The following is a 21,072-nucleotide window of genomic DNA, read 5'->3' on the forward strand; positions in this document are numbered from 1 at the left end:
CAGGATCATTGATATGTGGTTTACCCGAATTAGTGTGAAGTATCCGGTTTTTACCATCATGATGATGTTCTGCCTGATGGTGCTGGGGCTGGCTTCATGGCAGCGGATGGGCGTTGAAGAATTTCCTGATGTCGATTTCCCATTTGTGGTGATCTATACCAATTATCCAGGCGCTTCTCCGGAAACGGTTGAATCGGAAATCACCAAGAAACTCGAAGATCAGATCAATACCATTTCCGGTTTGAAACAGGTAATTTCCCAGTCTAGTGAAGGCCTGTCCATCATCACCACCGAATTTAATCTGGATGTGACCTCTACTACAGCAGCTCAGGACGTGCGGGATAAAATCGCCTCTGTGACTGCTGAATTCCGGGATGAAATTCAGGAGCCGATTGTTGAACGTTATGACCCGACGGCGAATGCGGTAATGTCGATCGTATTTGAATCCGACAATATGGATGTGAAAGCGCTCAGTTCCTATCTGGACCAGCGGATTGTGCCACAATTGCGCACAGTCCCGGGAGTCGGAACGGTCAACCTGCTGGGTGATGCGCAGCGCCAGATCCGGATTCAGGTGGAACCGCAAAAACTACAAGCTTTTGGCATCGGTGTGGACAGTGTGATTAACACCTTAAAGGCCGAGAATATTGAAGTCCCGGGGGGGACGCTTAAATCGGGTAATTCGGAACTGGTCATTGAAATCAATTCCAAAGTGCTGCATCCCCTCGCCTTCGGCGATCTGGTCATTGCCAATAAAAACGGCGTACCGATTTTCCTCAGACAAGTTGCCAATATTCAAGACAGTCAGGCAGAGCTGGAATCCGCAGCTTTTCTGAATGGCAAAACTGCAGTTGCGATTGATATTTTGCGTAGTTCAGATGCAAACGTCATCGAAGTAGTCGACAAGAGCTACGCAACTTTAGAAAGTATTGAGGCGCAGCTTCCCCAAGGTACTACTTTACAAGTAGTGGTAGATTCCTCGAAAAGTATCCGCGGCACCATTCGCGATGTAGCCCGTACCATTATTGAAGGGGCGGTACTGGCTGTGCTGATTGTCCTATTATTTTTAGGTTCTTTCCGTTCAACGGTGATTACTGGCTTAACCCTACCTATTGCACTTTTGGGTACGCTGACCTTTATCTGGGCCTTTGGTTTTAGCATCAACATGATGACTTTGCTGGCACTGTCCTTGAGTATTGGTCTGCTGATCGATGATGCAATTGTAGTACGTGAAAACATTGTCCGGCATGCCGACATGGGCAAAGACCATGTCACTGCCGCGCTCGATGGCACAAAAGAAATTGGCTTAGCCGTGCTGGCCACGACACTGACCATTGTTGCCGTATTCCTGCCTGTGGCCTTTATGGGCGGAATTATTGGCCGTTTCTTCTACCAGTTCGGGGTCACGGTAAGTATGGCCGTTCTGATCTCGATGTTTGTCAGCTTTACCCTGGATCCTATGCTCTCTGCACACTGGGCAGAAAAGAAAAAAGATCCAAACAAAAAACCAGGTCGGGTGAAACGTTTCTTTAGCTGGATCTCCGGCAAGCTGGATAACTTAAGCCATGTCTATGAAAAATTATTAAAACTGGCCTTACGTTTTAGACTTATTACCCTGCTGATTGCGGTCGCTTCATTATTTGGTGCTTTGGGTTTATCCAAACTGATCGGCACCGAATTTGTACCGGTCCCGGATAAAGGCGAAATCCGGATCAAGTTTGAAACACCGGTCGATTCATCGCTTGAATATTCACAAGCCAAACTGCAGCAGGTGGATCAGATTATTCGTCAGCATCCGGATGTCAAAGCCACTTATGGGGTGATTAATGGCGCAACTGACCGCGGTAAAAACCATGTCAGTTTACGGGTGACTGTAACGCCGCGTACCGAACGTGAAAAGACCCTGAATGACCTGAATAATGAATTCCGCCAGCGTCTACAATCGGTTGCAGGAATCAGCATTACCTCGGTGGCATCCGCCGATGAAACCGTTTCAGGTGGCCAGAAGCCGATCATGATTTCGATTAAAGGTCCGGATCTAGATGAACTGCAAAAAATTTCCGATCGCTTTATGACGGAAATGGCGAAGATTAATGGCATTGTCGATCTGGAAACTTCATTAAAAGAACCCAAGCCGACTCTTGATGTACAGATCAATCGCGTCTTGGCCAGTGATTTAGGTTTATCGGTCAATCAGATTGCCAATGTAGTGCGTCCGCTGATTGCCGGTGATGATGTCACGACCTGGCAGGATGAAAAAGGTGAAACCTATGATGTGAATCTGCGCCTGACCGAAGACCAGCGCAGCTTGCCTAGCGATTTACAGAATATGTATATCACCTCAAATAAAACCGATGCCAATAATCAACCAATTCTGGTTCCGCTTTCGAGCGTGGCCAAATTTGAAGAAAAACTCGGTGCCTCGCAGATTAATCGACGTGATCTGGCACGTGAAGTGCTAGTCGAGGCCAATACCTCAGGACGTCCTGCAGGCGACATTGGTACGGATATCAGCCGCTTGCAAGAAAATTTTGATATGCCACCGGGTTATAGTTTCGATACTCAAGGCTCCAATGCCGACATGGCAGAATCCGCAGGTTATGCCCTGACTGCGATTATCCTGTCGATTGTCTTTATCTATATTGTGCTCGGTTCGCAGTTCAACAGTTTTATCCATCCTGCGGCAATTATGGCCTCACTACCATTGTCGCTGATTGGCGTATTTCTAGCCTTGTTCCTGTTTAACTCAACCATGAACCTGTTCTCGATTATCGGCATTATCATGCTGATGGGACTGGTGACCAAGAATGCGATTCTGCTGATCGACTTCATCAAGAAGGCCATGGACCGCGGCGAAGACCGTTATGATGCGATTATTGCCGCTGGTAAAACCCGTTTGCGTCCTATTCTGATGACTACCAGCGCGATGGTCATGGGCATGGTGCCACTTTCCCTAGGGCTAGGTGAAGGTGGTGAACAAAGTGCACCGATGGCGCATGCGGTGATTGGTGGGGTAATTACCTCTACCCTGCTGACCCTGGTGGTGGTGCCGGTGATCTTTACTTACCTGGATGACTTTAAGAATTTTATGCTGCGTCAGGCACGTAAAATCATGGCATAATTTAATGCAACACAATGAGGTGACATTCCCAAAAGCTCACCTCATTTTTTATTGTATAATCCCTGCTTTAACGCTTAATTTTTTAGGACAGTTTCCATGCGCGCGAGTCGCTTTTTATTTGCAACGTTAAGAGAAACCCCGAACGATGCTGAGGTTATTTCACATCAGCTCATGCTTCGTGCCGGTATGATTCGTAAGTTGGCTTCAGGTCTATACACCTGGTTGCCGATGGGCGTTCGCGTATTAAATAAAGTTGAAGCGATCGTTCGCGAAGAAATGGACAAGGTCGGTTCACTTCAAGTCTATATGCCGGTGACTCAACCTGCATCTTTATGGGAAGAATCAGGTCGTTATGTACAATACGGTCCTGAGCTTTTACGCTTCAACGACCGCCATGGCAACCCATTTGTTCTCGGTCCGACGCATGAAGAAGTGATCACTGACCTTGCACGTAACGAATTAAAAAGCTACAAGCAATTGCCTGCAAACTTTTACCAAGTACAAACCAAATTCCGTGACGAAATTCGGCCACGTTTTGGCGTAATGCGTTCACGTGAATTCATCATGAAAGATGCCTACTCTTTCCATGCCAACCAGGAATCACTGCAACAAACCTACGACGACATGTATGCAGCCTACTGCAAAATCTTCACCCGTCTTGGTTTAGATTTCCGTCCGGTTCAAGCAGATACCGGCTCAATTGGTGGTTCAGGTTCTCATGAATTCCACGTTTTGGCTTCAAGCGGTGAAGATGATATCGCTTTCTCCACTGAATCTGACTATGCAGCCAATATTGAAATGGCTGAGGCGGTGCTTGTCGGTGAACGTGCGGCACCAACACAAGAACTTAAACTGATAGACACGCCAAATCAAAAAACCATTGCGGATGTATCAGCATTCTTGGGCACCAATCCTGCCCATTCAGTGAAAGCGTTATTGGTTCAAGGTGTTGTAGCGGAAGAAGGTCAAGAAGCACCAGTCGTTGCATTATTCCTTCGTGGTGATCATGAACTAAATGAAATTAAAGCTGAAAAACATCCTTTAATTGCTGCACCTTTGACATTTGCTACTGAAGAACAACTTCAAGCCCTTGGCTTAACTGCTGGCTTTGTCGGTCCTCAAGGTCTGGTCGAAAAAGGTATCACCGTCATTGTTGATCGTGCAGCATCGGTATTGTCTGATTTTGTTGCGGGTGCAAATGCAGCAGATCAACACGCAACAGGTGTAAACTGGGAACGTGATGCGCAGTTCACTGAAGTTTATGACCTACGTAACGTGGTTGAAGGCGATCCATCTCCAGATGGTAAAGGTACGCTTCAAATCAAACGTGGTATCGAAGTGGGGCATATCTTCCAGTTGGGTCAAAAATACTCTGAAGCTTTAGGTTGTAAAGTCTTGGGTGAAGATGGCAAACCATTCACTGTAACAATGGGGTGTTATGGTATTGGTGTAACGCGTGTAGTAGCTTCTGCAATCGAGCAGAACTTTGATGAGAAAGGCATTATCTGGCCAACTGCCATTGCACCGTTTGAAGTTGCCATTGTGCCGATGAATGCACACAAATCTCCACGAACTATGGAAGCTGCGGAAGCACTCTATGCTGAATTACAAGCTGCAGGTTTTGACGTATTACTTGATGACCGTAACGAACGTCCGGGCGTGAAATTCTCTGATCTTGAGCTGACAGGTATTCCACACCGTATTGTAATTGGCGAAAAAGGCTTAGATGCAGGTACGTTTGAATATAAAGGCCGTCGTGATGCTGAATCTGTAAATATCTCGAAAGAAGAATTATTGGCAAAAATTGCTAAATAATTTTGCTTTCTTATAAAAAATCCCGCGTAATACGGGATTTTTTATAACTAAACTTAGCAGAATTTGTGTCCACCAAAGCAGTTCGGTTTAAAGTTCTGGCCTTGTAAAGTTAAATTAGTAAGAGGGAAATCAAGTAGCGCAGGATTTTTAATTTCCTTTACATCAAGTGCACTTCCTAGCACACAACCAAAAACCAGACTTCCACAATCTCGCACATTAGTGGTTAAATCATGGTTAATTCCTGCAATAGTTTGCTTTAAAACAGCATCTGAAATTGGCACACTATATGAAGGTGAAATACTTCCTAAATCCACTTCATCTTCCATTGCCAGCCACCACCCTTGTTTTGCCGCGACTGCTGCACCAGGCCATAAAATGCTTTGGGATTGCAAGGAGAGTGAAGCTGGATTATTTAAATATAAAGCATGAATAAGTCCGAGATTTTGTTTAACGGTAATGTCTGTCTGTAGCCCGGTTAAGTAGCCTGTAATATCTTTATCTAATTTTAATGCTCCATCCAATAATTCTGCTTTTAATGGTCCTTTAAAATCAATACGACCTACTGTCCCTGTCCCTTTTAGTACAACTTCTTTCATTCTTGTTCCTGACACTATCGTAGCAGGAATAGTAAAAGGTGCTGTTGTAGAATTTAACTGGAAAGCATAATTGCTAGATGTGTAATGTAAATCCAGAGGTAATGGTTGACCTAATATAGTGCCTTTTACCGTGCCCTCAATATTCATTCCAGTTGCAGCATAATCCATGACACGAGGAGCGGTTGTTGCAACTCCTGATGAAGATTTTGTTTTCATATAACCACTGAAACTGTTAATACCATTTGGTGTAGCACTATTTTCTGTCCCCATTGTCAATAGACCTGAAATCTTTTCCGCACTTAAACGGAAACCTAAAACTTCACGTGTAGATGCCTGATTTGGATTTTTTATGGCAAATTGTACAAATGGATTAGTAATCAGAGCTGAAGTCGCGGCACGATCCGCGCCATTCGTAGGATTACCACTTAAGGCAATATGATCAATATCAATATCACAGCCGGTTGCACCATTAACACCGCCACACCCGAGTTGTAGCTTTTTTATATTGGCATTAATTTCCATCTCGGCTTCCAAGCCTAATTTATAAAATGAGATATTACTCTGGTCATAAGTAGCTCCTAGATTATCCATCTGGTTAAATCCAGACTGAACCTCCATTGACAATAAAGCCTGCCCATTGACTTCTGAGAGCTCTTGGTCTTCCAATGAAGTTAATGCAGATACCTGACCACTTAGGCCCATCATAGCTACCACTAGACTTTTTAATATTATTTTTTTCATTTTTCTCATCCTGATTTTTAGCGTGGTGTGATTCCCATCGTGCTACGAACAGTTCCACCAGTCAGTGCAATACTTGCCATGTTTTGCATATTGCCATTGGTCGCCATGGCAAAATTGGTTTTAAATGGTGTTGCAATATTATTTTCATAATTGAGTTTGACCTGATTATCCAAAGTCACTGTATCTGCACTAACACGAACTTTTGCTTTGACACCCAAATGACCTTCCATCCGGTTAAAGTTAATTGACGAAGTTTTTAATACCCCGGTTGAATCAATATCTTCATTGGTGATACTAAAATAGCTGCCCAGATTATCTTTATTTGCAGTTTCTTCTGCGGTAAGGGGTCTAAACTTAAAATTTGCATCAAATGACAGGAAGTTGGTATCTGGTGAATCGCTGGTCGGATCCACTCCTGGAATGATGAGGAGCTCGCCGTTTCCATCAAGTTTAAAAGCAATATTAGTCAGGACATCATCACGTTTAGAAAAATTATCATGAGGCACATAGCTCCCGCATTTAGCGATCGATGCATTGGTACAATTATATTTAGATCCTGGTAATTGACCAATCGCAAGCTCAGCTTTGGCTCCAATCAGCAGCTTATCAGCGCGAATATAAATACCTTCATCTTTATAACTAATAATCCCTTCTGACTTGATCAAAGCATCGATATTCCTAAAACCAGCATAATAGTTAACAGCCTCACCATGATCGCCATTCTTGCCATCAATCAATATAATCGAGGTTGTGCTTGGTAAACCGGTTTTCTTGTCAATTCCATAGCCTTCTGTAGATGCCATAATGTTATACGCAATTGCTTGCTTATTGTTTGTTCCATAAGTCGTTCCAGACAAGGCAACATTGGCATTTAAATTATAAATAGGAATACCGATTCCCCATGAACCACCATCGCCACCAATTTCCGCCAAAGAGTTATCTGATATGAAACGTGCTTTAGCAGCAATGGACTGAAAATCCATTCCACGTACGGCGATATAGGCAAAATCCTCTCCATTCGTGGTGGTACTGAGTGTCTGTTTAAGTACAGTGCTACTACTACCTAAAGTCTTTTGCATATTTTCATTGATTATGAAATCGAGACTTTTTGCAGTAATGGTATTTATATATATATTTCCAAAGTCGATATAAGCATTTTTACCGTGTAAAGCACCGGCAGCATTACGTGTAGTCAAGGATCTGAGCTTGGAGAATTGCACAGCATGGCTTCCCTTACCGGTATGACCAATCTCAAATGTTGTAGGTGCCATAGTTGCTGGAAGCCCGGTACTATTAGTACCTGTAAAATCTGCAGACAAGCCCAGATTCAACCCACCTTCTCCGACCAGGCCACTGTAACCTGTTGCAGCTTTGTCCTGACGTTCTAGTACACCATTCACCTTGTTACTAACATCAAAAGTACCTATCTGGGTTTGATCTGCACTCATGGATAATCTTGCGTTAGTGACTGCACCCGAAGCTCCTAAACGCATAATATTTTTGCGTTCATTATTTGGCGTATTATAACGCAGGTCAATATTAACCCCTGGATTGGTCGGATTAACCCGGCCAGCCGTGATATCGGTCATATCTTCAGCACGCTTTAGATCCACATAATGATCTTGACTGCCATTTCGTGTGGTGAGTACCACGCCTTCATCCGGGTCAATGTACATATATCCTTGACCCGCGAAGTTAAAGTTAAAGTCATTCAAAATCAGACTATTTTCGCCTAATTTATGACTAATCGTGGCATTTTTAAGTTGAAAATCGATACTGGCAATTGAATCTTTATTAAATAGACCTGCACTGGTTTGTAATAGCACACTAAGCGGTGTAGAGGTACTAATCCCTAATGCACCCAAAGTTTGATTAGATTGAGTACCCGTAGTCCGAATACTATTCGCAGATTGACTACATGGATTGGTCGTACAGGCGATCTTTACCAATTTTAAATCTGCAGTGGCTTGAAACGGTGAAACACTTGCAGCTAGCCGAAGTCCTGCCCCTTGTGAAGTGGCACCTACATCTATTTCAAGTTGACTAATGATTGGTTTATTATCTTTTCCAATAATCTCAACATTATGTAGACCTAAACCCATTTTAGTGTTGGCAGTTGGATTTGGATCATACCAATTGGCTTGAGCAATACTGGCTTTAGAAATTTCATGAGTAATCACCATACCATCTTGTCCAGTGACTTCACTCAATTCTTGCTCTTCAATAGTTTCAAGTGCATAACTTTGTTGTATAAGACACATGCATACTGTTAGCAATTTCAACTTTATTGTTGTTTTTTTCATTTATATATCCTTATGCTGTACTTGACGTTGTTACTAACAACGACTTTGTGCTCCACCTGTACAGTTATAACCAAATATTTTCAAATTGCCTGATGTATGCAGATTTCCATGAACGTTCAACCCCATAAATCCTTTTTCAGCACCTTTATCAAATGAAGGAACATCTTGGGGCGCGGTTGTATAAGTTCCATCGGCATTATAGGTACGCCCTGTATACGTACTATAAACACCTGTATTGGCATAACCTTCCAAAGCGCCAGCACCTGTACCCGTTTCAATGGAAACTGTATTAAAGCCTAAATTACGGATCTTTAAAGGCTGGTGATCATAAAAGGTAATTTGCATCGCCGTTTGTGGTTCATTACGATGATTAATGATGGTTGTACCATCAATTGAAAACTTATCAATCTGAATCGTGCCTTGAATGCCTTTAAAGACTAACCACTTTTTATTTCCATTGGCATCGACATGGTTATTCGGCGCTATTGCCAGACGGCAAAATTGTTTTGTTGCTCCACAAGCGGTGGGATCTAGAACATAAAATACTTCGAGCGGGTTGCCACTTCCATCAAGCCGAGAAATTTTATCTTTACTTAAATCTGTCGCATAAATATGGTTTAAAGATAAAGTCCAGTTAAGATCTGCTCCGCCTTGCCCCACGGTATTGGTTAATGCTTGCTGATCAAGGGCTTCCAATCCGGCAAAACTGGTCATAGAGGTACATAATAATGCACAGAGTGTTACTAATTTGGACATTCTTATACTTCCTTATAGACCAGTTGTTCTAATTTTCAGATGCTGAATCAGGACCCCATCAATGACAGCAGATCCAAAATTCTTACTTACACCATCAGTATTTTTGAATACGATTCCTGTTGAATTCACCCCATCCTTGGCGCGCAGCATATTTGTCCCTGAGATACGCTCTGTAGTCCCTATTGAGATGCTACTGTGAGTCGCATTACGCCCTTGATAAAGTGCGGTGGTATCTGACACATTATTTTTAATCGGTGTACCACAACTATAGACATTACAGGTCGAACCCTTTAAATCCGTTGTACCCAGTCCGCCCCCATAATTTTGATAAATTTGATTATAAATAGCAGGAATATTGGGAATACGTGTCACTTCTAAAATAATATTATTGCCTTCTGAACCGACAACGAAAGGCTGGTACATATTACCAAGCACCAAATTAATATTTGGACTATAGAGATATAAACCCTCAGAATCATGAAATATAGGAGCATCACTTCCATTCAAGGCCGGGGTCGGGACATTACCATCAAGTGCATCTGTTTTTGCTGCGGTACTGAGACGAATACCTTTACTGTTAAGATTACTATCGCTACTGCTTAGATTTTCTGGTCGATCATTGGTATTCAGACGAACAATACTCGCCATACCTAATGTTTGGCTGTAATTCTTATTGTCAGATTCTAAGGTTTGGAATAACCGAACTTGCGAGCCATTAAAACTCAGACCATTAGCAATAAATTGAGTTCTTAATCGATAATTTGTGTCAAGGCCTGAAGTCGGCCCACCTGTTATAGGATCTACAGCATTCGAGGAATTAAGCTCACGTGCAAAAATATCACTCCAGAAGCCCAGCTTGATATTATTATCACTTTCGACCCCTGCAATTGGACTTAATGGGGCTTCCAAAGCAATATAGCCTACATCTTTAGCAGCGTCCTTAAACTGTTTGACGTTTTCAGTTCCTGCCCGGAATAACCAAGGATTATCTGCTGATCCCCAGCTAAAACCCTGATTACTGTATCGTGTGCTTAAAGAACCATCGCTTTTCGATAATGCCAGACCATAAATAAATACATCGGCTTTAGTTCTTAAAGTGCTCACAGAGCTTTTAGCAGCTTCAGTTTTAGCAGCCTGATCTGCTCTAGCAATGATTTCAGCCATAGCAGCACTATCTGCATCTTTCATCATTCCGGCTAGAGCAGCTTCCAATTTTTTGTTGTATTCTGCTTTAACTAGTTCAATAATTCTTGCATCTACAATTGCTCCAATAATATTCTGCCTATCAACCGCCGTACTCCATTCAGTATTTGGAATCTGCTGATTAGCATTTTGCCCATATAGAAATTGAATCATTTCAAGGGTATTTAAATTTGCATATTCATCAGACTTATTTGGTCGCAGTGGCGTTAATTCATATTCTGTTGTGCCATCATGCTTGATATCATAATCAATACCTGGTGAGGTATTACCTGCACCATTATAATAATCATCACGACGTTGGTCATAATAGGCTTTCATAAAGTCTGTATTATAATAATAATCAACTAATTCTTGCTTAAATGCGTCTCGATTAGCTTGTGTGTCATAAGTATTCTTAATCGTATTATAGTTATCATTATAAAAATCAGTTTTTAAGGTATCAAAGGCTTGCTGATACTCAGTTGCATAATTCTGCGTTCTTTCAACATGAAAAGCATTATCATATGTAGATTTATAAACTTTGTCGTATACACGCTGCCCAAGTTGGTTGTAATTCTCACCCGTCGGGATAATACGAATAAAGCCTGTATCTGCTTGTCCGGGGTTTTCAATGCCTCTGGCATAACTAGAACTAGCAGAAAGATCTTTAGGACCTTGAAACACCATTTTAAAATCATCAAGGACGAGCGCAACACCCTCACCTGTGGTGTCAGAAAGAGAAGAATCTGATAATTCCTGCATCGCATATGCAGAAGGCAACAGGCTGAAACCGATTGTCATCGCCAAATAACTTTTGCGAAATTTAAATATATCTTTGATTTGAGTCATCTCACTCTTTCCTTTTTATTCGATGCTCCGCACCTTATGCTTCAGCTTCCCAGCCGCCAATCTTTGATTTTTTATAATGCATTGCATCTTTTTTATGGTTATGCGGAATCCATTATGCTGATTTTTAATACAGATGCCAAAGCCAATTAGGCGAAAAATAGCAGTTTCCGATGAATGAAAATCTCAAAAAAATAAACGGGACATAAAGTCCCGTCATTCAATATTTTAAAACAATTAGGTCTTCGGCAAAGTAACGCCTGTCTGACCTTGATATTTACCACCACGATCTTTATATGAGGTTTCACAGACTTCATCAGATTCAAAAAATAGCATCTGCGCTACACCTTCACCTGCATAAATACGCGCAGGAAGATTAGTAGTATTTGAAAACTCTAAAGTGACATGTCCTTCCCACTCTGGCTCAAGCGGAGTCACGTTGACAATGATGCCACAACGCGCATAAGTAGACTTGCCCAAGCACACGGTCAAAACATTACGTGGAATGCGGAAATATTCGATGGTACGCGCCAAAGCAAACGAGTTAGGCGGAATGATACAGACATCCGACTCGATATCAATAAAGCTGCGTTCATCAAAGTTCTTCGGATCGACAATTGCAGAATGCACATTGGTGAATACTTTAAATTCACGTGCACAACGCACGTCATAACCATAGCTGGATACGCCATACGAAATCAGCTTTTGACCATTTTCATCCAAACGTACCTGGTTTTCTGCATACGGTTCAATCATGCCGTGTTTTTCGCTCATTTCGCGAATCCAACGATCAGACTTAATTGCCATTGATATAATCCAAAAATCTTAAGAACAAGTTATTGCGACGTACTTTAACTGAAATTGACACTAATGAAAATAAGTGAAAGGCTTAGAGCTAAAGTTGCCAAAAAATTGCTGATTGAGATCAGCTTATAAACTTAAAAGTGCAGAATAGCTTAAAGGAATGGAAAAGCTCATTAATACCAGCGAAGCCGTTTTCTGCAGGTTTTTCTGATTGAGCCAGCGACTGTTTTTTCTGGCCAGGATTGAACCCAGAAAAGTCCAGAAGAATGCAATCGGGATCAACAGAAGCAAGAAAACCAGCATATGAGTCACATAATGTTGGCCGCTTTTCCAGACAATGACAGGAAAGATCGCTGAGGCAAATAAAAGTGCTTTAGGATTAAGCAAGGTTGCCAAAAATAATTCTCGTGCGCGAATCGAGACATTTTCAAGATTTTCGCTTATTTCTGCAGTCCGCCATAATTTCACAGCGAGAAATAGAATATAGCCAGCACTAAAAAGTTTGAGAATGGTCGGTAAAAGCGGAAGATGAACGGAAATTTTTCCGATCAGAATGCCCCATAAGCTAATGGCAATCAGATAACCAAAGGCTTCCGCAGGAATTAAACGAAATGTTTTTTTAAATCCGACCTGAATGCCTGAAGATGCCAATAAGGTATTGGTTGGGCCTGGTGTTAAAAGAATGGTTGCCACTAAACCAATAAAAAACCATGAAATCATAGTTTGACCTCGCTCTAATCCGAGTAGCATAGAAGAATTCGGTCAGTGCTGCAAAAAAATAATTGTAAGAGAACATATGATCTAAAATTTAAATTTATTTATTTTAATTAATTCAAATGTTTATATAAGCTTTCAGGATAAACACCCGATAGTCATTTCAGTCAATTTCGATCATTTAAATCGAGCTAATTTTAAAAATAAGAAATAAGAAGCCCTAGCTTTTAGCTAAGGCTTAAATATCTGAATTGTCTGTAGAATTAAAAAATTCGACTGTGGTCTTTCTCTGCTTTAGGTAACTGCGCTGCAATTTTCTCTGCAATCAGCATATAGCTTTCTGCAGCAGCATCTCCCGCGATCACTGACGGCGTTCCAGCATCGGCATTTTCACGAATTTTAGCATCCAAAGGTAAACGACCCAATAATGGGACTTGATATTGCTCAGACAGTTTATCGCCACCGCCTGTACCAAAAATCTGTTCCTCAAAACCACAATTTGAGCAGATATGGGTCGACATGTTTTCAATCACGCCCATGATCGGAATCTGCACGCGGTTAAACAATTCAATGCCTTTGGTCGCATCCAGCAAGGCCACGTTTTGTGGCGTTGTCACAATTACTGCGCCCGTTACCGGAATACGCTGCGCGAGAGTTAACTGGATATCACCTGTGCCAGGTGGCATATCAATCATCAGCACATCAAGGTCTGGCCATAGGGTCTGATTGAATAACTGCATTAATGCACCCGTGGCTTTTGGACCACGCCAGGCGACTGGAGTATTGTGATCTCCAGTTAAATGGCCAATTGATAATACCGCCATCCCATAGGCTTCGATAGGGACAAACTGCTCTGCTTCGATCATTGGCGTTTTGCCGGCATTGCCGAGCATAGTCGGAATACTTGGGCCGTAAATATCGGCATCTAGTACGCCTACGCGCAGGCCTAATTTCTGTAGAGCCAAAGCCAGATTTACAGTCGTGGTCGATTTACCTACGCCACCTTTACCAGATGACACCAGAATCACATTTTGAATCCTTGGGTGTTTTGGAACATCACGCTGTTGCGGCGCAGCTTTTTGAATCGGTGGATTATTTGGATCAGCTTCTTCTGTTTTTGCAGGCTGTGCCGACGCATCAACCACAGGGGGAAGATTGGGTTTTGCTTCCGCTTTAGGCTCGCTTGAACAGTTTTCACCTTCAGCATGGTTATGCCCGCAACCCCCTTCTTTCTTATGTCCAGTTTTCTGCTGAATCACATGCATATTCAGTTCTTGAATACCACATTTTTGCAAAGCTTCCGCCAGTTCATCATGAATCTGTTGCAGCTGCGCTTTTTCTTCTGGATAGGTATTCAAAGTGATTTGCAGAATCTCACCCTGTACATTGACCTGCGTAATACGATCTTTCAAGGCATTGCTGGAATTTGGCAAGATATAGTTTTGCAGTACGTTTTGCACAGCTTCTTCGTTCACCTCCTTGGAAGGCGAAAAAACCGATTTAAGCGAAGAAAGCCAAGACATAGGTTACTCCAAAAATGTAGATCGACATGTGAATCGCTTAGTTTAACGGGGTTTTAGGCGAAGGTTAAGCACTGTATTGGAGAAGATGAAACAGATATCTTCAATTTCCAACCATTTTACTCGGTTTTGTGAAATATTTTATGGAATCTTGGTGAATAGAAATAATGAAAGAAAAGAGAGATGGACTATTTTGATGTAATAAATTTTTTTTATTTATCTCGAGCGTGTTAAGCCACTTTAACCTTCTGTGATTAAAGTGGCTTAACGATCACAGACTATTTATGATTTTTATTGTTTTCAGATTTGTCCTGTTGATCCTTGGTATTTTTATCCTGATCTTGTTTCGATTCATCCTTTTTAGACTGAGAGTTGCTTTCTGAATCTGTATCTTTGGCATCTTGCTGCTGATCAGCATCACCTTCCTTTGATTGATTATCCTTCATTTTGTTCATCGTATCAGTTGCCATCTGTTTCAGTTCAGCGAACTTAACCGAGGCTTCACTGAATAAGTCTGTGATTTTCTGTCTGGTATCTTCAAACTTATGCATGGCTTCATCTTTTAAATTTGCCATACCTGCCTGCTGATCGGTCTGACCATCTTTAGCATTTTGTTTATCTGACTTGTTAGATGATTTATCTTGAGATGTATGATCCGCTTTGGCCTTTTTCGTATCATCTGAACCTTGCTCAGCATTTTGCTGGTTGTCAGATTTGCTATGTTTCAGCTCATTCAGAAGCTTTTCACCTTTTTGCAATAGGTCTTCACCGATCGCAATCGCTTTGGCTTTTAAGTCATCCATCTTAAAGCTTTCAGTTTTTTTAGCGGACTGATTCTCTTGAGAACTGTCTTTTTGCGCTGATTGCTCAGCATTTTCCTCTTTACCGTTATGCTGGGTATCAGACTTCTGATTAGCATGGGTCTGGGCACTTTGCCCGTTCTTATGTTCCTGATTATGCTGTTTATCCAGCTCGTTTTGCTTTTGCTCTTTTGCAAGCTGATCATTCAATTCGCGTGCATGTTGTTCTTTATCTTGATTTTGCTTCGACGTATTGTTTTGGTTCTGCTGAGTCATGAGGTACCCTCCTTAGGCATATCATATAAACAATCAGCCATTTTTTTAGCACAAAGCATCACGCGAATCGGGCGAAGTAAGTAAACTGCAACAAAGCCTGTACAAGTTGTTGCTATTGTTTGCAGGATGTAGCATGAGCTGAGTCAAATCTGTATTGAAAAGCTATATGCTAAAGATGATGCAGGCTTTTGTATTCGGGCTGTCCAAGTCCATCTATTCGCAGGGTTTCAGCAAAGTATTTCTTTGCAATTCTGTCAGCACACTTCTACCCTGCTAATTCAAATTCCGTCATGGCGTAATTTTCAAAGCTAAAGGGCGCATGTTGCCAATCCACATCAGCTGTTTATAGAATGCAAATTTATCATGAGACATTACTTCAGGTTAGGCACGCAAAGTACTCATAAAGCTGACCGCAGAGAACAACCATATAAACAGAATGAAGCTGCGTGCTTGATTGAAATTGTCTACATCTGTGCCATGTAGCATGTTGTGCCGGGTCATGGTCACATTCGAGCTTGAATCCATTTTATAGGCAGCAAGTTCAGCAAAATACGGATTCAGTTCAATGGCGATTTTGAACTTATGCCACAGGCTTTTAATTTCATTGCCTTTTAAACCCGGTACAATTTTATAGACATCGACAAACTTGGTGCCATTTTGCTTTAAAAAGCCTGTTTTGATCAGAATATCAGTCAAAATGCCTTCAAGTTGTGCATAGACATTGGGAATACAACCACTGTAAAAACCAAGCTTGTACATTTTCAAGCTTTCAAGCAGCACCTGGCGACGCTTGGCTTTAATCTCTTCATCAATCTCTAAGGCATCAAAGGCTTTGAGCATTTCAGTTTGGAAATATTCGCTATTGATCATATCGAGTAAATTAAATTGCTCAACATCTTCAAATTGGTGAATGGTTGGCCAAAAATGCATGAGGTTTAAAGCATCATTGGCAAACTTCGCGCCAATCGGTTGATCCAACTGATCTGCAAGCACTTGGAAGTAAGCATCTTGCTCTGCCAAGCCCGATAAGGTTTTAATTAAAAGTGTATGTTCATCTGCCGAGATGCCTTCAAGATAAGCTTTTGCATCTTTTAAAATCTGACTGCCCAATTGTTTTTGACTCGCAGCATTTTGCTTAATACGCGTGACAGGTTGGTCGAAATCCAAATCATCTTCGTCAATCATGGTTTTCTAGCTCAAAGCTTTTACATCAATGACCTATTATTACTGTTATTTGCAGCGCAATATAGAGAAATCTACATTTCCAAGACATTCTGTAAATACAAAGACATTTAGACACGAATTATCGTTGAAAGGGACTTGATTCACTTAAAGGATTGCTTTGTATTCGGACGTGCATCAGGTAAAATCATGCACCTTGCATAATATACGAATGAGAGAGTCATATCCGTGCGTAATATCTTAGTCACTAACGCCCTTCCATACGCCAATGGCCCGATTCATATGGGTCACCTACTCGGTTATATCCAAGCTGATATTTGGGTACGTGCGATGCGTGCAATGGGCCATGATGTGACTTATGTCTGTGCGGATGATGCTCACGGAACTGCGATCATGCTGCGTGCCGAAGCGAATGGCATTTCACCTGAAGCGCAAATTGCCAATGTGCAAAAAGAACACATTCGTGACTTTGACGGTTTCGGTGTGCATTTCGATCATTATGATTCTACGCATAGCGATACCAACCGTGCCCGTGCGTCAGAAATCTATGTAAAAAACCGCGATGCTGGCAATATCGCTGTTCGCCCGGTGACCCAGCTTTTTGATCCTGAAAAAGGCATGTTCCTGTCAGACCGTTTCATTAAAGGCACCTGTCCTAAATGTAAGGCGGAAGATCAGTACGGCGACTCATGTGAAGTCTGCGGTGCAACTTATAATGCGACAGAGTTGTTGAATCCGCATTCCACTTTAAGTGGCGCAACTCCAGTCGAAAAATCATCTGATCATTACTTCTTTAAATTGCCAAATTTTGGTGAATACCTGCAAAGATGGACTCGTGATGAAGGTCGCTTGCCGGTATCGATTGCCAACAAGCTGGACGAATGGTTTGAAAATGGCTTGAACGACTGGGACATCTCACGTGATGCGCCATACTTCGGTTTTGAAATTCCAGATGCGCCAAACAAATATTTCTATGTTTGGGTGGATGCGCCGATTGGTTATATGTCGAGCTTTGAAAACTACATCAAAACCAAACGTCCTGAATTGAATTTTGATGACTACTGGAAAAAAGATTCTGAAAATGAGGTCTATCACTTCATTGGTAAAGACATCGTGTATTTCCATGCCCTGTTCTGGCCGGCAATGCTTGAAGGTGCAAACTACCGCACGCCATCAGGCTTATTCGTGAATGGTTTCTTGACTGTCAATGGCCAAAAGATGTCAAAATCTCGCGGCACATTTATTAAAGCGGAAACCTATTTAGAGCATTTAAATCCTGAATATCTACGCTATTACTTCGCGTCGAAACTTTCTGACAAAGTTGAAGATTCTGACCTGAACCTTGATGATTTCGTTCAGAAAGTAAATTCAGATTTGGTCGGTAAAGTCGTGAATATTGCCAGCCGTTGTGCAAAATTCATTAACACCAAATTTGATAACAAGTTAAGCACGACATGTGCTGAACCTGAATTGGTACAAAGCTTTATTGATGCCGGTAGTTCAATTGCTCAAGCTTATGAAGCACGTGAATTCTCTGCGGCGATTCGTGAAATCATGGCACTGGCAGACAAAGCCAACCAGTACATCGACGAGAAAAAGCCTTGGGCACTTGCTAAGCAAGAAGGTCAGGAACAACAAGTGCATGATGTATGCTCTGTGGGGATCAACCTGTTCCGTCAATTGGCAGTTTACTTGGCTCCTGTATTGCCGACACTAGCTCAACAGGTTCAAGGTTTCTTGCAACTTGAAAGCTTCGATTTTGCTTCTCGCAAAACCATTCTAGTGGGTCATGAAATTGCATTGTTCCAACCCTTAATGCAACGTGTAGATCCAAAAGCGGTTGCTGCCATGGTGGATGCATCTAAAGATTCTTTAGCTGCTCCTGCTGCTGAACCAGCAAAAGCTGAGAAGAAAAAAGAGAAGAAGATTGAAAAGAAAGCTGAACCTAAAGTCGGTGAAGCTGAAATCATTAATATTGATGATTTTATGAAAGTTGACCTGCGTGTGGCTGAAGTTTTGGAAGCGGCTACGGTTGAAGGTTCTGACAAACTGCTTCAACTCACTTTAAACGTTGGTGAAGCTGAGCCACGTAATGTGTTCAGTGGTATTCGTGAGTTTTACCAACCTGAAGACTTAAAAGGTAAACTGGTGGTGATGGTGGCAAACCTTGCGCCACGTAAAATGCGTTTTGGGATCTCTAACGGTATGGTGCTAGCTGCGGGTAATGGCGACGGTGTTTGGGTGATTTCACCTGAATCTGGTGCTAAACCGGGTGATAAAGTGTCTTAAGTTTAGGTTTTGAGAAAAGAAAAGCCTCTACGTATGTAGGGGCTTTTTTATATCATCAGTTAAATTTACTTTCTTGATTTTTAATATTTTCAATATAAAATCAATGCGCTTTTTTATTCTTTTATAATTATTCGGGGTAAGCATGAAAAAATTATTAGTTTCAGTTCTAGCGATGTCTACAATTGCATTTACAGGTTGTTCGGTACGTATGGCTGACATGACAGTTGCATCTACTAAAAACTACAACCTAAACTCAAACCAGTTTGTGAAAGGTGAACGTGTTAAAGGTGAAGATAAAGTTCCTGTGATTTTATTCCCACTTGGTATTCCTAACTTCAAAACAGCAGTAGATCGCGCAATTGAAAAAGACCGTTGTGCTGTTGCACTTTCTGATGTGGTAATTACTCAGCTTAATCAAGCATTTATTATTGGCCAGATTGGCTATCGTGTAGAAGGCACTCAAGTGATTGACCGTTCTCAGCCTGAATGTGCTAAATAAGTTATAAATATAAAAAAGCCTCTATCTCTAGAGGCTTTTTTATTGCTGGGTCACTTAGCCTTGCAACACAAATTCCCAAATCACATAGCCCAGTCCAAAGCCCAGTAGTGAATATAAGGTAATAATGAAAAATACAAAGCTGGCATTGTTTTTTCTTTTCCAAAAACTCATCGCGACACCCAAAGCTTGTTCGTAATACCCCATGTTAACGAGCTTTTCATAAAAAGTGAAATGTATCTAAGCATTTTATTTATAATAATATTTTCATCAAAAATAAATTCTTTACTTTCAAAAAATCAATATACAGATTCAGACTTAATTTTTAGTACAGATGCCAAATCGGCACTTCTATTTTAAAAAATGGTAAATATATTCATATTCTTTTTTGCTGGCATCCGTGCTAATACATAGAATTGACTTTAATTACATAAGAATAGCCATGAAATACTTCACCTCTTCTCTCGTCATGTCACTGCTTGCTATAGGTTCAATGGCGGGTATCTCTCAAATACATGCACAAACCGTTTCTAGCACCCAACAACAAAAACAGGTTCCGGGGTATTATCAGCATAACTTCGGGAATTACCAGGTTACTGCCCTGCTGGATGGTACCAATTATTTGTCCAAAGCCTTATTTAAAGATATTCCAGCAGCCCAAGCCGACCAGATCTTGAAAAAATACTACGTCGACCAAGCTAAAGGCATCCAGACCTCCGTGAATGCCTTTCTGGTAAATACAGCCAAAGAACTGGTTCTGGTCGATAGCGGAACTTCAAGCTGTAATGGTCCACACCTAGGTTCAGTCTATTCCAATTTACAGGCTTCAGGACATAAACCTGAACAGGTGAATGCCATCCTGCTCACGCATTTACATGCTGACCATGTATGCGGTATCAGTAATAATAGTGTTGCCAATTTCCCTAATGCCAACATTTATGTGTCTCAAGCTGAACTGGATTTCTGGATGAATCCCAAAACGGTAGAAAAATTACCAAAAGCCAAGCAGGCAGGTTTTTTGGGTACAGTCGATAAAATCAAGAAAGCCATTGCCCCCTATCAGGCCAAGAATCAGCTCAAAACCTTTAAAACTGGCGATAAAATCCATGCTTTCGATGTCATCAGTTCGGCTGGACATACACCGGGGCATTTTGGTTTTAGCTTAAAATCTAAAGGTCAGCAGATAGTGTTTATTGGAGATATTGTGCACTCACATACGCTGCAGTTTGATCGCCCACAGACCGGCGTTGACTTTGATGTCGATCCGAAAAAGGCGATCGAAACCCGCTTAAAATATTTTGCTGAATATGCGAAAAATGGTCAGACGGTAGCAGCACCACATTTGCCATTTCCGGGGATTGGACATATTTATTCTAAAGACAATAAAAGCTATCAATGGATTCCGGTACATTTTAAAGATTAATTGAATACTTCAATAATTTTATCTAAGCATGAAACCCTAATTTTTTAGGGTTTCATTTATTTTAAATATCCTTCAGCCAGATTCCCTATGACTTGGTAAATTTAAAACTTGAATGACGCTTTGAAATTTAAAAGCAATAGTTTCGTTTAGTTTTAAATTTTTTCTTAAAAATCTTTTACTTTTTACGTGCACCTTTAGCATGCTTTTT

General features: G+C 41.4%; 15 protein-coding genes. 5 read left to right on the top strand and 10 right to left on the bottom strand.

What is annotated here, in order from left to right; translation table 11 throughout:
- Nucleotides 1-13: 13 nt before the first annotated feature.
- Both NI468_RS03275 and NI468_RS03280 read left to right on the top strand, forming a co-directional pair.
- Nucleotides 14-3,121 carry an efflux RND transporter permease subunit gene (locus tag NI468_RS03275; RefSeq protein WP_253099893.1) on the top strand — a complete coding sequence of 1,036 codons (3,108 nt, stop codon included), beginning with the start codon at nucleotides 14-16 and terminating at the stop codon, nucleotides 3,119-3,121.
- Nucleotides 3,122-3,217: 96 nt separating this feature from the next.
- Entirely contained in the window at nucleotides 3,218-4,936 is a 1,719-nt protein-coding gene (locus NI468_RS03280; protein ID WP_253099896.1) for a proline--tRNA ligase, read from the top strand.
- Between the two features lie 53 nt (nucleotides 4,937-4,989).
- Here the strand turns inward: NI468_RS03280 and NI468_RS03285 are convergent, their stop codons facing one another.
- The 9 genes from NI468_RS03285 to NI468_RS03325 all read right to left on the bottom strand — a co-directional run bounded on the left by NI468_RS03285 (nucleotide 4,990) and on the right by NI468_RS03325 (nucleotide 16,659).
- Complete coding sequence (locus NI468_RS03285; RefSeq protein ID WP_005106243.1) at nucleotides 4,990-6,273, bottom strand: hypothetical protein; 1,284 nt, start codon at nucleotides 6,271-6,273, stop codon at nucleotides 4,990-4,992.
- A 17-nt stretch (nucleotides 6,274-6,290) separates the two neighbouring features.
- On the bottom strand, nucleotides 6,291-8,576 hold the full coding sequence (locus NI468_RS03290) for a hypothetical protein (protein ID WP_253099899.1): 2,286 nt from the start codon (nucleotides 8,574-8,576) through the stop codon (nucleotides 6,291-6,293).
- 33 nt (nucleotides 8,577-8,609) lie between these two features.
- Nucleotides 8,610-9,332, bottom strand: a complete 723-nt coding sequence (locus NI468_RS03295; RefSeq protein ID WP_005247854.1) for a hypothetical protein — start codon at nucleotides 9,330-9,332, stop codon at nucleotides 8,610-8,612.
- 12 nt (nucleotides 9,333-9,344) lie between these two features.
- Nucleotides 9,345-11,363: a hypothetical protein gene (locus NI468_RS03300; protein WP_253099902.1), complete on the bottom strand. Its 2,019-nt coding sequence runs from the start codon at nucleotides 11,361-11,363 to the stop codon at nucleotides 9,345-9,347.
- Between the two features lie 234 nt (nucleotides 11,364-11,597).
- Nucleotides 11,598-12,167: a dCTP deaminase gene (gene dcd / locus NI468_RS03305; RefSeq protein WP_004280726.1), complete on the bottom strand. Its 570-nt coding sequence runs from the start codon at nucleotides 12,165-12,167 to the stop codon at nucleotides 11,598-11,600.
- A 123-nt stretch (nucleotides 12,168-12,290) separates the two neighbouring features.
- Nucleotides 12,291-12,884, bottom strand: a complete 594-nt coding sequence (locus tag NI468_RS03310) for a LysE family translocator (protein ID WP_004732019.1) — start codon at nucleotides 12,882-12,884, stop codon at nucleotides 12,291-12,293.
- A gap of 257 nt (nucleotides 12,885-13,141) precedes the next feature.
- Entirely contained in the window at nucleotides 13,142-14,401 is a 1,260-nt protein-coding gene (apbC, locus tag NI468_RS03315) for an iron-sulfur cluster carrier protein ApbC (protein WP_004645854.1), read from the bottom strand.
- Between the two features lie 275 nt (nucleotides 14,402-14,676).
- Nucleotides 14,677-15,474, bottom strand: coding sequence for a putative sodium/potassium/calcium exchanger (locus NI468_RS03320; protein ID WP_253099905.1), 798 nt, complete (start codon nucleotides 15,472-15,474; stop codon nucleotides 14,677-14,679).
- Between the two features lie 381 nt (nucleotides 15,475-15,855).
- Nucleotides 15,856-16,659, bottom strand: a complete 804-nt coding sequence (locus NI468_RS03325) for a hypothetical protein (protein ID WP_253099908.1) — start codon at nucleotides 16,657-16,659, stop codon at nucleotides 15,856-15,858.
- Nucleotides 16,660-16,884: 225 nt separating this feature from the next.
- On the opposite strand from NI468_RS03325, the gene metG reads away from it, so the two are divergent.
- Nucleotides 16,885-18,945, top strand: coding sequence for a methionine--tRNA ligase (gene metG / locus NI468_RS03330; protein ID WP_253099911.1), 2,061 nt, complete (start codon nucleotides 16,885-16,887; stop codon nucleotides 18,943-18,945).
- A gap of 142 nt (nucleotides 18,946-19,087) precedes the next feature.
- Nucleotides 19,088-19,444 (top strand): hypothetical protein, encoded by a 357-nt coding sequence (locus NI468_RS03335; RefSeq protein WP_004280734.1) that lies wholly within the window; start codon nucleotides 19,088-19,090, stop codon nucleotides 19,442-19,444.
- Between the two features lie 54 nt (nucleotides 19,445-19,498).
- On the opposite strand, the gene NI468_RS03340 is transcribed toward NI468_RS03335, so the two are convergent.
- The gene (locus NI468_RS03340) at nucleotides 19,499-19,615 is read right to left on the bottom strand and encodes a hypothetical protein (RefSeq protein ID WP_086044934.1); all 117 of its coding nucleotides are present in this window, start codon (nucleotides 19,613-19,615) and stop codon (nucleotides 19,499-19,501) included.
- Between the two features lie 268 nt (nucleotides 19,616-19,883).
- Here NI468_RS03340 and NI468_RS03345 point away from each other — a divergent pair, with 268 nt between their 5' ends.
- Nucleotides 19,884-20,864, top strand: coding sequence for an MBL fold metallo-hydrolase (locus tag NI468_RS03345; protein WP_253099914.1), 981 nt, complete (start codon nucleotides 19,884-19,886; stop codon nucleotides 20,862-20,864).
- The last annotated feature ends 208 nt before the right edge of the window (nucleotides 20,865-21,072 follow it).

The organism is Acinetobacter lwoffii (assembly GCF_024129355.1).
Lineage (GTDB): Bacteria > Pseudomonadota > Gammaproteobacteria > Pseudomonadales > Moraxellaceae > Acinetobacter > Acinetobacter lwoffii_I.